Below are 14,106 nucleotides of genomic sequence, written 5' to 3' on the forward strand. Positions count from 1 at the left end.
ATACAACAATCCGGGATTACCGCATAAAGAAAGGCATTGATCATGGAATTGACCACAGAGGATCTGGCGCGCATGGCCCAGGCCTACAAGAAGGACGCCGCCCAGCAGATAGCGGAGCAGGCCGTGAAGAACAACGGCATCCACGCGTCGAGCGAGCGCGAGAACGTCGTCGTCACCAAGAACAATTTCGTGTTCTCGGTGGACGTGGATGACGAAGCCGTGGCGAACCAGCGCCAGTCGGGCCGTTGCTGGATGTATTCGGCGCTCAACTTCCTGCGCTTCCATATGGAGAAGAAGCTCAAGCTGCCCAAGGGGAGCTTCGAACTATCGCAGGCATACAACTTCTTCTATGACAAGCTCGAAAAGTCGAACTTCTTCATGGAGAACATCGTCAAGTACGCGGGCAGTGACCTCAACGACCGCCGCATCGACTTCCTGCTGGCCACCCCGCAGCAGGACGGCGGCGATTTCGATCCGATCGTCGCGCTCGTCGAGAAGTACGGCGTTGTGCCAGAGGAGGCCATGCCGGAGACCGCGGTGACCAAGAACTCGTCCGAGCTCGACGCGCTGCTCAACCGCATGCTGCGCGAAGACGCGTATGCGCTGCGCAAGCTCGTCGCCGAAGGCAAGTCGGAGGCGGACATCGAGGAAGCGCGCAAGAGCATGCTGTCCGACATCTACCGCGTGCTGTGTGTGAGCTTTGGCGAACCGCCACAGACGGTCGACTTCGTCTACCGCGACACCGACAAGAAGTACCATGCGGACCGCGGCCTGACCCCGCTCGAGTTCTACAAGAAGTACCTGGGCGATGTCAAGCTCGACGATTGCATCGGTGTCATCAACCTGCCGGTGGAAGGCATGGCGTACAACAAGGCCTATGAGATCGACATGACGGGCGAAGTGCTCGGCGCCAAGCGCCGCTGCCGTTACGTCAACGTGCCGATCGACGTGATGAAGCAGGCCACGATCAAGCAGCTCAAGGCGGGCGAACCGGTCTGGTTCGGCTGCGATGTGCTGCAGGACTCCGACTTCGCGAAGGGCATCATGTCCCTCGACCTGTACGACGTGCAGAAGATGATGGGCCTTGAGTTCAAGCTCAACAAGGGCGAGCGCTTCCAATACAACCAGAGCCTGCCCACCCACGCGATGATGATCGCGGGCGTCGACCTCGACGAGGACGGCAACCCGATTCGCTGGAAGGTCGAGAACTCGTGGGGCACCACCGCGCATGGCAAGCCGGTCGGCCACCAAGGCTACTTCATCATGGATGACTCGTGGTTCACCGAATACAACTATGAGGTCGCCGTGCGCAGGGAATACCTGCCTGACGACGTGGTCAAGGCGTACGACTCCGAGCCCGAAGTGCTGCCATACTGGAACACCTTCAACCCGGAACCGTGATATGAGACGCGGGGCTTCGGCCTCGCTTCGTCGTTGTGCAAGATAAGCAGGAAATCATGAGTGCAAATACCAAATCAAAATCCGGTGCCGTAGTCAAAGACGCCAAGGGGGGCGCAGGCAACCTCACCACCATCGCGTTGATCATGATGAACGTCACGGTCATCGCCGGCCTGGCGAACGACGTGCAGCAGTCGTTCTATGGTCTGTCCTCCGTCACATTGTTCCTTCTCGGCGGGTTGCTGTTCTTCCTGCCGACCGGTCTGGTCGCAGCCGAACTCGCCTCCGGTTGGAGCCAACGCGGCGGTATCTTCCGTTGGGTCGGCGAGGGCATCGGCACATTCCCGGCCATCGCCTGTCTGTTGATCCTCTGGTTCCAGACGACCTTCACCTTCGGCTCCGGCATCCCCTCGATGTCGGCGACCATCGGCTTCTTCACCACCAAATACGATTGGGCGGTGGACTTCGCCAAGAACTCGCATAGCTGGAAGGTCACGCTGCCGATCATGATCGGCTGGCTCGCCTATTACTGGTTCTGCTGCTGGCTTGCCACCAAGGGCGTCAAGACCTTCAGCAACATCGCCAAGTACGGTGTGATCCTGGGCACGTTCCTGCCATTGGGCGTCATGACGATCCTCGCGGTCGTCTGGCTGTGCCAGGGCAATGCGCCGGCCATCGACATGGCACCGAGCAACCTCGTGCCGAAGTGGGAGGGCATGTCCACACTGGCGTTGGCCGCAGGCGTGTTCTTCTCGTTCGCCGGCATCGACATGAACGCCGCGCACATCAAGGACCTGAAGAAGCCGAACAGGCAGTTCCCGCTCGCGATTTTCATCTCGATGATCCTCGCCCTGCTCATCTTCATCATCGGCACGTTGATCATCGCCATGGTCATCCCGAACAAGCAGATCAACCTACTGTACACGCTGTTCGCCACGTACCGCGCGCTTGGCGCCACGATCGGATTCCCCGACCTGTACCTGGTGTTCTGCTGGCTCGGCATGCTCAACAGCTTCGCCGCGCTGATCACCAACCTCGCCGGTCCTTCGTACATGCTCGGCCAAGCCGGCCGCTCGGGCTTCCTGCCCAAGTTCCTGCAGAACAACAACAAGCACGGTATGCCGAGCCGCCTGATGTACACGCAGATGGCCCTCATGACCGTGATCGCGTTCATCGTGTTCCTGCTGCCGAACGTCGAAGGCTTCGTGGCCTTGATCACGCAGGCCATCACGATCCTGTACCTGACCTACTACGTGCTCATGTTCGTCGCGTTCCTGCGCCTGCGTTACCAGCAGCCGAACCGTCCACGTGGCTTCAAGGTGCCCGGCGGCATGGTCGGCGCCTGGATCGTGGCCGGTGTGGGCATCATCGCCTGCATCTTCGGCATCGTGCTGGCGTTCTATCCGCCGGCGCAGCTTGAGGCCGAAGTCGGCTCGGGCATGACCTATGACCTGATCATCATCGGCCTGCTGGCGTTCGTACTGATCGCCTGCATCCTCATCTACCGCGCGTCGCGCAAGCACAACTGGTCCGATCCGACGAACCAGTTCGCCCCGTTCACATGGCAGATCGAAGGCTTGAAGAAGCCGGGCAAGGCCCTGTCGAACATCCCGACCGCGCTGCTCAGCGAAGGCCAGAACCCGATGGGCCAGCCGATCAGGCACCTGTACGATCCCAACGAGATGATCGACCTGCCGAGCTCCAAGGAGCCGGACGCCCAGGCTGCCGCAGCCGCCGCGCTGCTCAAGAAGCACGGCATCACCGAACCGGGCGAGCCCGCGAAGGTCGCGCTTGTGGGCGATCCGAACGCCGGCATGAAGATGATCGCCTATGAGCCTGAACCGGTGCACACCGACGACGACGGCAACATGCTGCCTGCGCCCGCCGCCGCGGACGTCAAGGCCGCAGCCGTCCCGACCGACGCCTCCGCCGACGCCAAGCGCGCCCAAGCCCGTGCGCAGGCGCTCGAAGCCGACGTGCAAGGCTACACCGACGAGGCGCATGCGCTCGAAGACGAAGCCAAGGACGACGCCGCACTGGCCAAGGCCGAGCACCGTGTGCAGGTCGACGAGGCCGAAGCCAGCGAGGCTGCCGCCAAGACGGCCAAACCCACGCTTTCCGGCGGCGCGTCCACGCCGTCCAAGCCCGCGGGTCCCTCATCCAACTGATGCACATATTTTCAATCTAAGGAGTCACTATGACTGACGAAACCAACGCTGCATCCAGCGCGAAGGAAGGCAAGAAGGAATCGCTCGAACCGGTTCCGGCCACCGCCGCCAAGGACTATGTCTGGACCGGCCCCGACGGCGCCACCATCAACTACACGGCCACCGCGGAAATGGTGCCGGTGCACGAGGACGACGGCACGCTCATCGGACACATGTTCATGCTCTCGCAGGTTTCGGACGCATCCGACAAGTCCGACCGTCCGGTCACGTTCTGCTGGAACGGCGGCCCCGGCGGCGCGTCGTACATGGTCAACATCGGCGGCATGGGCGCCGTGCGCGTCAAGACCGACGGCATGGCGCACCTGACCGGCGTGGGCGAGGTGGAAGACAACCCCGACACGCTGTTGCCGAGCTCGGATCTCGTGTTCATCGACGCGTTCGGCACCGGCTATTCGCACATCGCGCCCGGCTTCGACGCCAAGAAGGTGTGGGGCGTGGATGGCGACGGTGACGCGTTCACCCGCGGCATCATCGCATGGCTCACCGAGCACAAGCGCTTCAACAGCCCCATTTACCTGTATGGCGAATCCTATGGCACCATGCGCAACGCCGTGGTGTACCGCCTGCTCGGCGAGCATGGCATTGGTGTGACCGGTGTGGTCGAGCAGTCCACGATCCTGGACTACGCACCCACGCTTTCGGGCAACGACGCGTACTACATGGGCATGGTGCCGGTGTACGCCGCCACCGCGAACTACTTCGGCAAGGCCGGCAAGGGTGTCGATCAGTACGAGTGGTACAACAAGGCGTTCGACTTCGTGAACTCCACGCTCGCCGGCGCGCTCGTCCTCGGCGATGAGCTGCCCGCCGACAGGATGGACGAGATCGCCGGCCAGATGAGCGAACTCATCGGCCTGCCGAAGGACTTCATCAAGGCGAAGGGGCTGCGCATCGAGCTCGACACGTTCCGCAAGACGCTGCTCGCCGACGAAGGCAAGACCACCGGCCGCTACGACACGCGCTTCACGACGTTCGGCTACCCGGACGTGCAGGGCGACAACGAGTTCTTCGCGGGAGAGGACCCCTCGTACGACGCGATCAACGCCGCCTATCTGGACGTCTACATGAAGATGCTCGGCGACATCGGGTTCAAGGGCTACGCCAACTACGAAGGCCTGTCGATGAAGGTCAACGAGTCGTGGAACTGGAACCATCAGGCCCCGGGCACGATGGGCTCGCCGCAGACGCCGAACGTCGCGTTCGACATCGCCACGGCGCTGCGCCGCAACCCCACGAGCCGCATCCTGTTCTTCGGTGGCATCCACGACGCCGCCACGCCGTACTGGAACGTGCGCCACGACATGGGCAAGCTGTTCCTGCCGCAGGCGCTCAAGGACCGCATCGAATACCATGTGCATTCCAACGGCCACATGCTGTACTGCGACCAGGTGGCGCTTGAGGCCGCCGGCCCCGAGCTCAAGGCGTTCTATGAGAAGCGCCACGAGCAGTGAGCGGTTGGCTGACCGCTAGAGAATAGCCGCAAGATCGGGCCATGCGTCTGGGAAATCCTCCAGGTAGCGCATGGCCTCGTTGCGCATGGCGCGCATCACGAGCATGTGCTCGTAGACGGGGTTGCGCGCCAGATGCGGGCCTTCACGGTGGTAGTCGTCCACGATCCGCGCAGACTGCTCGTCCCACGTGCGGTCGTCGCACAGGCGCCGCAGGTTCGTCAGCGCCGCCAACTCATCCATGTCGAAGGCGCCCAGCACGCGCGCGCGGTAGATCTCCTGCAACTGCCCGCGCTCGTCGAGGCCTTGCAACGCGATTTCGCGCAGCGACTCCCAGTCGTAGGGCACAAGGTCTTCGGGGAACATGATCGTGAACTGTTCGGGGCGGTGCGCTTCCACATCGTCGATGAACTCGAGCAGGTCGCGCCATCGGCGTGCATGGATCAGCCGCGCCGCATAGGCGTCGGCGAGCGGCGCAATCGTGCAGTGTTCGCGCAGCAGCGCGTCGGCTCCGTCCGCATCACCGCTCATGCGCATCAGGTCGTGCCGCATCAACAGCATCGCCTGCTTGAAGTGGAAGTGCGCGTGCAGCTCCAGCTCGCGCCGGTCCGTGCAGGTGTCGGGGTCCGGTTCGTCGTCGAGCCCTTCGAACCCGTCCAGATCGGCGAATTCATGCGCGTATTCGCCGGTCACCATTTCGCGGAATCGGGCGTCGGCGATTGCGTCGTCGCCGTACTGGCGCGCCATGCCGTCCATGCTGGCCACCGCGTTGTCCAGCGCCTCATACGCAAAGACGCGCGTGTCGTCCCACTGCGCGAACGACAGGCAGCAGGAGAGCAGCTCCACCATCGGCATCGGGTTGATGCGGAAGTCCTCGTTGCACGCCACGTCGGTCACCATGCGCAGCGCATGCGCGCTCGTCTCGGGGTCCGCGTTGCGCGCCACCGAATCCATGTAGATGCGCACAAGCTGGATGAGTTCCTTGAGGTATTCCAGGCATTCCTGGTTGCGGTCCTCGCACGATCCGATGAACCGTGCGGTCAGTTCGACCGCCATGCACAGGTTGCGCGTGGCGTCGAGCCACTGGGTGCTCGCGAGCGCGTTGGCCACGACCGCCTCCACGCCGGCGAGCGCCTGCGATTCCATGCGGAACGACGGCATGTCCTTGCACGGCACGTCCATGCGGCCTTCGGGCGTGGGGGTGGCGCTTGGGGTGATGGCGGCGATGCCATCGAAATACCATTGCATCGGCTGGGCCATGACGAGCCGTGCCTCATCGGGCCGTGCCACCGGGGTGGGGTTACGCCGCGGGTCCTCGTGTTGCGAGCATGACGATATGGTGGGATCCCACAGGAACGTGGGGCCGTCGAACTCCTCGTCGAATCCCCATTCGGTCTCCACGAAATCCACCATCTGCGTCAGTTCGCGGTACTGCGCGATGTTTGAACTGTCAGCTCGCATTGTCATGTGTCGTCCCCTTGCCCCGGCGCCGTCGGCGGCCTCGTGTGGCTGTGCGCGCGGCGCGGGGCCTGTCGGGCGTGCCGGTCCGGTGCGCACACGGTTCACGCTAGCAGTTTCCCGGGCGCGGCACCGGCATGGTTCTACGATGTGTACGCGCCCGTCTCAGAGTGTGTCACGCACACGGTTCACATGGCGGCCGGTGCGCGCGGGTGCTCAGTCCTGATGCTCGAATGGGAACACGAGGCCCCATTCGTCGCGAATCTGGTCGAGCAGCGCCATCATGCGCAAGGTGTCCGCGTGCGGCATCTCGATGGTGTCGCGCTTGCCTGCGCGGATCGCCTGCACGCTTGCCGCCACTTCGTATTCGTAACCGGTGAGCTGTTCGGGCATGTCGATGTGGTCGACGCGCGCATGGTCGGTGTCGTAGATGTCGACCGCGGAGACATTGTTGACGTTGTGGCACACCAGGTAGCCTTCGGTGCCGTATACCATGCCCTCGCGGTCCGAGACGCACAGCATCGAACTGAGCGCCGTGGCCATCGTCGTGTCGGCGTAGTAGAGCGTCGTCGTGCTTTGCGCGTCCACACCGGTGGGGTAGGGCTGCATCGAGGTGGCCAAGTGGTCGATCTCCTGGGCGCCCATGACCATGTCGATGAACGTGAGCGGGTAGATGCCGACGTCAAGCAGCGCGCCGCCGGCGAGATTCGGGTCGGTCAGGCGCGCCTTGTGCGTCATCGGGTAGCACAGGTTGGCGTTGATGCCGGTCACCGCGCCGATGCGCCCGGAATCGATGATCCGGTCGATGACCGCGCGCGACGGCATGTAGCGCGTCCAGATCGCCTCGCCGCAATACAGGCCGGTCTTGTCGGATTCGTCGATGACCGCGCGCGCCTGCTCGAGGTTCGCGGCGAACGCCTTCTCCACGAGCACGGGCTTGCCCGCCCGCATGCAGGCGATTGCCTGTTCGGCGTGCAGGCTGTGCGGGGTGGCGATGTACACCAGGTCCACCGCCGGGTCGGCGAGCATCGCCTCATATGAGCCATAGGCGTGCGGCAGATGGTAGGTGGCGGCGAACTTGTCCGCCTTGTCCTGCGAGCGTGAGGCGATCGCATACGGCGTGACCATCGCACTGTACGTGGGGGAGCCGGCCATCATCGTGAGGGTCTTGGCCATCGTCTGGGCAATGCGGCCCGCGCCTAGGATCGCCACATTGAGCGGGCGTGCCGTGTCGGTCCCTCCGGTTGTGGTCTCGGGTTGGGATTGGGTGGAATCGGTCATCATGGCCGCCTTTCTTATGGAAACATTCCAGTGCGGCGCGCGGCCGCACTATTCCCACCGTAGACGCTTCGCCGCGCGCGCGACGCCACATGACGCCCAACGCGTAGTATGAACCACGGAGCATGAATTGTGCATCAGGGCGCGCATGTGCGACCCACAAAGGAGACATGATGGACGAATCCCATAATCTGCGCTTGCTGCCGCCGCTCGCCACGCGCGCCGGCGCGGTGCACCCGTTCCGCGCGATGCGCATCGGCGCGCAGGCGGACATGATGATCACGGCGGGCGTCGACGTGATCAAACTCAATCTGGGCCAGCCGGACTACGACGCCCCCGAACCGGTGCGCACGGCCATGCGCGACCTGTACGACGGGCGCGCGCTGCCCTACACCGAGGCGAAGGGGCTGCCCGAACTGCGCCGCAAGATCAGTGAATTCTACGCCACGCAACACCAGGTGAACGTGGACCCCGGGCGCATCGTCATCACGGCGGGCGGTTCGACCGCCCTGCTGCTCGCCGTGGCGCTCACCGTGGACGCGGGCAGTGAAGTGCTCATCGCCGACCCGTCATACCCCACCAACCGCGAGCTCGTGCGCGCGTTCGAAGGCGTCGTCGTGGACGTGCCGACGAGCGCCGCCACACGCTTCCACCTGACGCCCGAACTGCTCGACGAATACTGGTCGGAGCGCACGCGCGCCGTCATGATCACCTCGCCGTCGAACCCCACCGGCACCACGATCACCCCGGACACGTTGCGCGCGGTCTGCGACGCCGCGCGTGCGCACGACGCATGGCGCATCGTCGACGAAACCTACCTCGACCTGGCCGATGTCGAGCCCGACGGTTCGCGTGTGCCATCCGTGCTCTCGATTGACCCCGACGCGATTGTCTGCAGCAGCTTCTCGAAATACTTCGGCATGACCGGCTGGCGCCTCGGCTGGATCGTCGTGCCGCCCGCCGCCGCCGACGCGGTGGACAACCTCGCGGCGAACTTCTTCCTCAGCGCGCACACGCCCACCCAGATCGCCGCAGTCGAGGCGTTCGGCGACGAGGCGCTCGCGGTCAGTGAGAAGCGCCGGCTCGAACTGCTCGCCCGGCGCGCGATCGTGATCGACGGCCTGCGTGACCTGGGCCTGCCGGTCGACGTGGAGCCGAACGGCGCGTTCTATGCGTATTTCGACGTGAGCTCCACCGGCCTGAGCGCCACCGCATTCTGCGAGCGCGCCCTGCGCGAGGCGCATGTGGCGCTCACCCCGGGCGCCGACTTCGGCGAGGCGACCGCCGACACGCACGTGCGCCTGTCGTACGCGGCCTCACGCCACGACCTACGCGAAGGATTGACGCGGCTCGGCGCCTTCGTGCATGGGCTCGCCGGCACGCGGCAGGACTGAAGAACAACCACATAAGAGGAACCCCCGTGGCAAATCTGAAACTGCAGTCCACCCGCTTGGGCGTGCTCGACATCGGGTCGAACACCGTGCACATGCTCGTCGTCGACGCGGCCGTCGGCGCGCGCCCCGAACCGGAGGCGAGCTCGAAGACCACCGTGCGGCTCATGGACCATCTCAAAGACGACGGCAGCATCAAGAAACAGGCGGTCGACGCGCTGCTCGCCGCCGTCGACGACGCGATGCGGCTCGCCGAACAATACAAGGTCTCGCAACTGCTCGCGCTCGCCACGTCGGCGATGCATGAGGCGCCGAACGGCAACAAGATCCTGCACCGCGTCGAAGAGATCATCGGCCAGCGCGTCACCGTGCTTTCGGGCGAAGACGAGGCGCGCCTGACGTTCCTCGCCGCGCGCCGTTGGTACGGGTGGGACGCCGGCCGCCTGCTGATGATCGACATCGGCGGCGGCTCGCTCGAAGTCGCGCTCGGCTCCGACGAGGAGCCCACCATAGCCGCCGCCGTGAACGCCGGCGCCGGCGTGGTGACGCGCGACCTGTTGCCGGGCGGCATGGCCTCGCCCAAGGATCTTGAGTCGATCCACAAGAAAGTGCGCAAGATGATCGCGCCGGTCGTCGACGCCGTACCCGCCGAGGATTATTCGAGCCACGCCGTCGGCACGTCGAAGGCGATCCGTTCGCTCGCGCGCCTCGCTGGCACCGTGATCCACCAGCCGGGGCGCGAGGACGCGCTGTGCGTGGAACGCGGGCAGCTCGAGGATTGGATCCCGCGCCTCGCCGCGATCGAACCGGCCCAGCGCGCCGCACTGCCCGGCATCACGCAGGACCGCGCCATGACGATCGTGGGCGCTGGCATCATCGCCGTCGAAATCATGCGCGCGCTCGGCATCAACGAAATCGAAGTGTGCCCATGGGCGTTGCGCGAAGGCGCGATCCTGCGCTGGCTCGACCAGTACGGGCGCACGCGCTTTGGGTTCTGATCGGGGCGTTACTGCAGCGCGGCGAGCTCGTTCTTCGCCTTGTGCAGTTTCGCGTAGATCTCGTTGCGCTGCGCCGGGTTCTTCGCGCGCTTGTGGTCGGCGGTGAGCTTCGCGACCGCCGCCTCCAGCGCACGGACCCGCTCAACGCGGGCGATGCGCGCGTCCAGGTCGGCGAAATCGGTCGACCCCAGGATCGTCTGCGAACACAATGACGCCCACAGCTCGTCCATCGTGGCGCCATTGACGTCGAGGAACATCTCGCCGGCGGGCTCCCATGCGCTGTGGAACACGCGGAACGTGGGCGTGTGCCCTGCGCGCCCGGGGATCGCGCGGCGCACGGCGAATTGGCATTCCTCGCGCGTAGTGCCCTCATGCTCGGCTGTGCGTACCACGGCGAAGAGGATGCCGGATGCGCGCTGCGAGGCGATGAGCTCGATGACATCGTCCGGCGTCTCCTGCACGCCGTCGGCCAGACGCAGTCCCAACACCAGGATCTCCGGCATGCGGGCGCTCGCCTCAAGACCGGTGCTCGCCGGGCGCAGCAGTGCGAGCATCGTGATCGACGCGATGCTGTGCACCAGATGCTGCTTGGTCTTCGCGGAAAGGGGAGCGGTCGGTTTCGCCACGAACAGGCCCTTCGGCAGGGTGCCTTTCGCCGCGGGAATCGCCTGCGAGGCTTCGAATCCAAGTGTTTCGGCGGTCACGGAACCGCATGCGGCCATCGTCATCGTGGGCCTTCTTTCGTTTGTACAACGGCTGGTTCGCACCACTGTACCGTTCGGCACGCGCGCACGTCCGGCGGGTCTCATACCCGCCCATGGTGCCCCAGATCGGATTCGAACCGACGACACCCGCTTTAGGAGAGCGGTGCTCTATCCACTGAGCTACCAGGGCAAACAACCTGCCATTATACACAGCGGCACGGCCTGTGGCCAGCGCTGTGGTTTTCGGCGCGCTGCGAATCATTCACGGGGAGGATAGCGCCGGCCGGGCGGCCGCGGGTACCGTGGTTGGCATGCGGCCGGCGGACCCTGGCGGGCGAGCCGGCCATATGCTGTCGATATAAGTTCACACAACCGCCCGCAAGGAGGCATCATATGGCATCGCGTAGGCACCCTGTTCTGGCTTCCGTGGGGGCCCTGCTCGCACTCGTCGCATTGCTCGGCTGCGCGGCCCGTCTGCTGCCCGAAGACATGCAGGCGCTGCCCTATGTGCCGTATGTGATCGCGTTGAGTCCGTGGTTCGCGCTCGCCGCGATGGTCTCGCTCGTCTGCGCGTGCATTGCACACCGTTGGTTCACCGCCGCGGTGGCCGTGGCGTGCATCGTGCTGCAGGGGTACTGGCAACTGCCGTTCTACCGCAACGGCGAGCCGCTCGGCGCGCAGGCCATCGCCGCGGTGGCGCAGGCCAAACCCGCCATCGACGACGCGTTCGCGCGCGTGATGACGTGCAATGTGTACAAGGGCGCCGCCGACCCGCAGGCGATCGTCGATGCGGTGCGCGACCAGCATGTCGAGGTGCTCGCGCTGCAGGAGACCACGCCGCAGTTCGTGCAGCGGCTCGAACAGGCGGGGATCGGTGACTATCTGCCGTACGCGGTCAGCGCGTCGTCAGGCAGCGGGTATGGCAATGGCCTGTGGTCCGCGCAGCCGTTGCAGCAACCGGCCGACGCGGAGTTCCCGTCGAGCGCCTCGGCCATGCCCGCCGGCACCATCCGCTTTGACAACGGCGCGCTGCCGGTGCGGTTCGTCAGTGTGCACACCACGTCGCCCACCGCGCAGTCGTGGGACCTATGGCGCAAGTCACTCACTGAGATGCAGCAGCTGACCGCGCGCACCGGCACACAATACGTGCTCATGGGCGATTTCAATGCGACCTACGACCACGCGGTGTTCCGCGACCTGCTCGGATCGCGGTTCCAGGACGCGGCGCGCGCGAGCGGCCACGGCCTTGTATTCAGCTGGCCCGCCGACAAACCGTGGCTGCCGGCGTTCTCGGGCATCGACCACATCGTCACCGAACGTGGTGTGGTCGTCGGGCAGGTAAGCACGGTGCGCATCGGTGGCTCGGATCACCGCGCACTGCTCGCCACGCTCGACTTCACGCGTCGCTGAGCGGCCGGTTACTGCAGGTTCTCCTGCGTGCCGGCCGTGCTCGCGGTCTGCGCCTGCTGCGCCTGTGCGGCGTCGAGGCGCGCGCGCACGTCGGCGAGCAGGGACTCGGCGCGCTGGGCGAGCGCCTCGCCGATCTCCCACTGGCGCATCGATTGGTCGAGGCTCAGGCCGCCATTCTCCAGCGCGCGCACGGCCTGCACGAGCTTGTCGCGCGCCTCCTCGTACGGCATGGCGGCGATGAGGTCGCGTTCCTCTTGGGTCAGGCTCGTGGCCGCCTGCGGGGCGGGCTGTGCGGTATTGGTGTCGATGGTCTCTTCGGTCTGCGTGATTTCGATGTCGTCTGCCATGGTGTCTCCTTGATGGTGTGATGGTTGAAGTGCTGGTTGATTGCGGTTGCAGGGGGATTGTCCGGGGCGTTTAGACGTGCGTGGCCTGCGCCTGCGCCACCACGGTGCCGTGGCGCAGGGTGATTGTCAGTTCGTCGCCCACATGCACGTCGCCCGCGTCGTCGACCACATGGCCGCTGGCGTTCTGCAGCACCGCGTAGCCACGGTCGAGCGTCGACTGCGGGCTCAATGCGGTCAGTGTGGCCTTGAGCTTCTCCACATGCATCTGCGCGTCGTCCACAATGCGCGTCAGCCCGATGCGCATCGCGCGCACGGCGTCGGCGATGTCGCGTTCGTGGGATTCGACCATCGTCTGCGGGTGGGTCAGGCTCGGGCGGTTTACATACCCCTCGATCAGGCGTGACTCGTTGTCCACCATCGCGCGCATGCGCATGCTCATCGTGCCGATTGCGCTCGCGACGAGCTGCTGCTGTTCGCGCACGTCGGGCACCACGCGTTTGGCGGCGTCGGTGGGGGTGGAGGCGCGCATGTCGGACGCCAGGTCGATGAGCGTCCAGTCGTCCTCATGACCGACCGCCGAGATGATCGGCGTCACGCAGGCGGCGGTGGCGCGCACCACCCGTTCGTCGGAGAAGCCGATGAGGTCTTCGAAGCTGCCGCCGCCGCGCGCCACAATGATCACGTCCACTGCCGGGTCGGCGTCGAGCTCCTGGATGGCTTGCACCACTTCGGCGGGGCATTGTGGGCCCTGCACATGCGCGTATTTGACGGCGAAGTTCACAATGGGCCAGCGCAGGTTGACGTTCGTGATGATGTCGCCTTCCGCGCGGGCGCCGGGACCGCACACGATGCCGATCGTCGTGGGGAATTCGGGGATCGGCACTTTGTTGGATTCGTCGAACAGGCCCTCGCCCTTGAGCTTCTTGCGCAGTTCGTCAATCTGCTCCTTGATGCCGCCGGAACCGATGCGCCGGATGTCGTCGGCGCGGAAGCTCAGGCGCGTCGATTTGACCCACAGATCGGCCTGCCCATGCATGACCACGCGGTCGCCCTGTTGGAACGCGCGCGCCTTCTGCGCGAACGCGCCGAAGCCGAGCGCGGAGATCGACACCTCCTGGAAGCTGTCGCGCAGCGTCAGATACACCGTGCCGGTGCGGCGCGCGTTGATCTCGATGATCTGCCCCTCGATCCACGCGGCGGGCCAGCGTTCCACGGCGTCGTGGAAATGCTGGCTCAGCAGCGAGACCGGCCACGGGTTTTCGGGGGTCGTGTCGCGCGCGAACCTGGGCAGTTCGTCGGCCGTGCGCGGCCTGTCGAGCGGCGAGCCGGCGCCGCCCGAGCCGTTGTTGTTGTTCCAAACCATACTGACTAGATTCCATCAGCGAACGGACATCGTCAAGGCGCGCAATGCGGCGTGTCGGTTGGTTTTCCCGGCCGGCGAACGCA

11 protein-coding genes and 1 tRNA gene are annotated in these 14,106 nt (G+C 65.2%); 6 read left to right on the forward strand and 6 right to left on the reverse strand.

Going from position 1 to position 14,106, the window contains the following annotated elements; genetic code table 11:
* Positions 1-42: 42 nt before the first annotated feature.
* From BPSG_RS05285 to BPSG_RS05295, 3 genes are read left to right on the forward strand one after another with little or no spacing between them, the layout of a single operon-like run.
* Positions 43-1,401, forward strand: coding sequence for a C1 family peptidase (locus BPSG_RS05285; protein WP_026643631.1), 1,359 nt, complete (start codon positions 43-45; stop codon positions 1,399-1,401).
* A 56-nt stretch (positions 1,402-1,457) separates the two neighbouring features.
* On the forward strand, positions 1,458-3,566 hold the full coding sequence (locus tag BPSG_RS05290) for an APC family permease (RefSeq protein WP_026643630.1): 2,109 nt from the start codon (positions 1,458-1,460) through the stop codon (positions 3,564-3,566).
* Between the two features lie 29 nt (positions 3,567-3,595).
* Positions 3,596-5,077 carry a S10 family peptidase gene (locus tag BPSG_RS05295; RefSeq protein WP_026643629.1) on the forward strand — a complete coding sequence of 494 codons (1,482 nt, stop codon included), beginning with the start codon at positions 3,596-3,598 and terminating at the stop codon, positions 5,075-5,077.
* A 15-nt stretch (positions 5,078-5,092) separates the two neighbouring features.
* Here BPSG_RS05295 and BPSG_RS05300 read toward each other — a convergent pair whose 3' ends face one another.
* Positions 5,093-6,541, reverse strand: coding sequence for a hypothetical protein (locus BPSG_RS05300; protein ID WP_026643628.1), 1,449 nt, complete (start codon positions 6,539-6,541; stop codon positions 5,093-5,095).
* A 207-nt stretch (positions 6,542-6,748) separates the two neighbouring features.
* Positions 6,749-7,813 (reverse strand): Gfo/Idh/MocA family protein, encoded by a 1,065-nt coding sequence (locus BPSG_RS05305; protein WP_080699240.1) that lies wholly within the window; start codon positions 7,811-7,813, stop codon positions 6,749-6,751.
* A gap of 167 nt (positions 7,814-7,980) precedes the next feature.
* Here BPSG_RS05305 and BPSG_RS05310 point away from each other — a divergent pair, with 167 nt between their 5' ends.
* Together BPSG_RS05310 and BPSG_RS05315 are read left to right on the forward strand one after the other, a co-directional pair.
* Positions 7,981-9,204 (forward strand): pyridoxal phosphate-dependent aminotransferase, encoded by a 1,224-nt coding sequence (locus BPSG_RS05310; RefSeq protein WP_033502333.1) that lies wholly within the window; start codon positions 7,981-7,983, stop codon positions 9,202-9,204.
* A gap of 26 nt (positions 9,205-9,230) precedes the next feature.
* Entirely contained in the window at positions 9,231-10,199 is a 969-nt protein-coding gene (locus BPSG_RS05315; RefSeq protein WP_026643625.1) for a Ppx/GppA phosphatase family protein, read from the forward strand.
* Between the two features lie 8 nt (positions 10,200-10,207).
* Here BPSG_RS05315 and BPSG_RS05320 read toward each other — a convergent pair whose 3' ends face one another.
* Positions 10,208-10,927, reverse strand: coding sequence for a DUF4391 domain-containing protein (locus BPSG_RS05320; protein WP_026643624.1), 720 nt, complete (start codon positions 10,925-10,927; stop codon positions 10,208-10,210).
* A 90-nt stretch (positions 10,928-11,017) separates the two neighbouring features.
* A tRNA-Arg gene (locus tag BPSG_RS05325) sits at positions 11,018-11,093 on the reverse strand.
* A 203-nt stretch (positions 11,094-11,296) separates the two neighbouring features.
* On the opposite strand from BPSG_RS05325, the gene BPSG_RS05330 reads away from it, so the two are divergent.
* Positions 11,297-12,313 (forward strand): endonuclease/exonuclease/phosphatase family protein, encoded by a 1,017-nt coding sequence (locus BPSG_RS05330; protein ID WP_026643623.1) that lies wholly within the window; start codon positions 11,297-11,299, stop codon positions 12,311-12,313.
* A gap of 8 nt (positions 12,314-12,321) precedes the next feature.
* Here BPSG_RS05330 and BPSG_RS05335 read toward each other — a convergent pair whose 3' ends face one another.
* The gene (locus BPSG_RS05335) at positions 12,322-12,660 is read right to left on the reverse strand and encodes an exodeoxyribonuclease VII small subunit (protein WP_026643622.1); all 339 of its coding nucleotides are present in this window, start codon (positions 12,658-12,660) and stop codon (positions 12,322-12,324) included.
* A 70-nt stretch (positions 12,661-12,730) separates the two neighbouring features.
* Positions 12,731-14,023: an exodeoxyribonuclease VII large subunit gene (gene xseA, locus BPSG_RS05340; RefSeq protein WP_022858707.1), complete on the reverse strand. Its 1,293-nt coding sequence runs from the start codon at positions 14,021-14,023 to the stop codon at positions 12,731-12,733.
* Positions 14,024-14,106: the final 83 nt, after the last annotated feature.

The sequence above is a fragment of the Bifidobacterium pseudolongum subsp. globosum genome (assembly GCF_000741295.1).
Lineage (GTDB): Bacteria > Actinomycetota > Actinomycetes > Actinomycetales > Bifidobacteriaceae > Bifidobacterium > Bifidobacterium globosum.

Bases quoted from the DNA above. Each gene is read 5' to 3' on its own strand.
- BPSG_RS05290 (WP_026643630.1), top strand. From the start codon at position 1,458: ATGAGTGCAAATACCAAATCAAAATCCGGTGCCGTAGTCAAAGACGCC.
- xseA (WP_022858707.1), bottom strand. From the start codon at position 14,023: ATGGTTTGGAACAACAACAACGGCTCGGGCGGCGCCGGCTCGCCGCTC.
- BPSG_RS05320 (WP_026643624.1), bottom strand. From the start codon at position 10,927: ATGACGATGGCCGCATGCGGTTCCGTGACCGCCGAAACACTTGGATTC.
- BPSG_RS05285 (WP_026643631.1), top strand. From the start codon at position 43: ATGGAATTGACCACAGAGGATCTGGCGCGCATGGCCCAGGCCTACAAG.
- BPSG_RS05305 (WP_080699240.1), bottom strand. From the start codon at position 7,813: ATGACCGATTCCACCCAATCCCAACCCGAGACCACAACCGGAGGGACC.
- BPSG_RS05335 (WP_026643622.1), bottom strand. From the start codon at position 12,660: ATGGCAGACGACATCGAAATCACGCAGACCGAAGAGACCATCGACACC.
- BPSG_RS05310 (WP_033502333.1), top strand. From the start codon at position 7,981: ATGATGGACGAATCCCATAATCTGCGCTTGCTGCCGCCGCTCGCCACG.
- BPSG_RS05295 (WP_026643629.1), top strand. From the start codon at position 3,596: ATGACTGACGAAACCAACGCTGCATCCAGCGCGAAGGAAGGCAAGAAG.
- BPSG_RS05300 (WP_026643628.1), bottom strand. From the start codon at position 6,541: ATGACAATGCGAGCTGACAGTTCAAACATCGCGCAGTACCGCGAACTG.
- BPSG_RS05330 (WP_026643623.1), top strand. From the start codon at position 11,297: ATGGCATCGCGTAGGCACCCTGTTCTGGCTTCCGTGGGGGCCCTGCTC.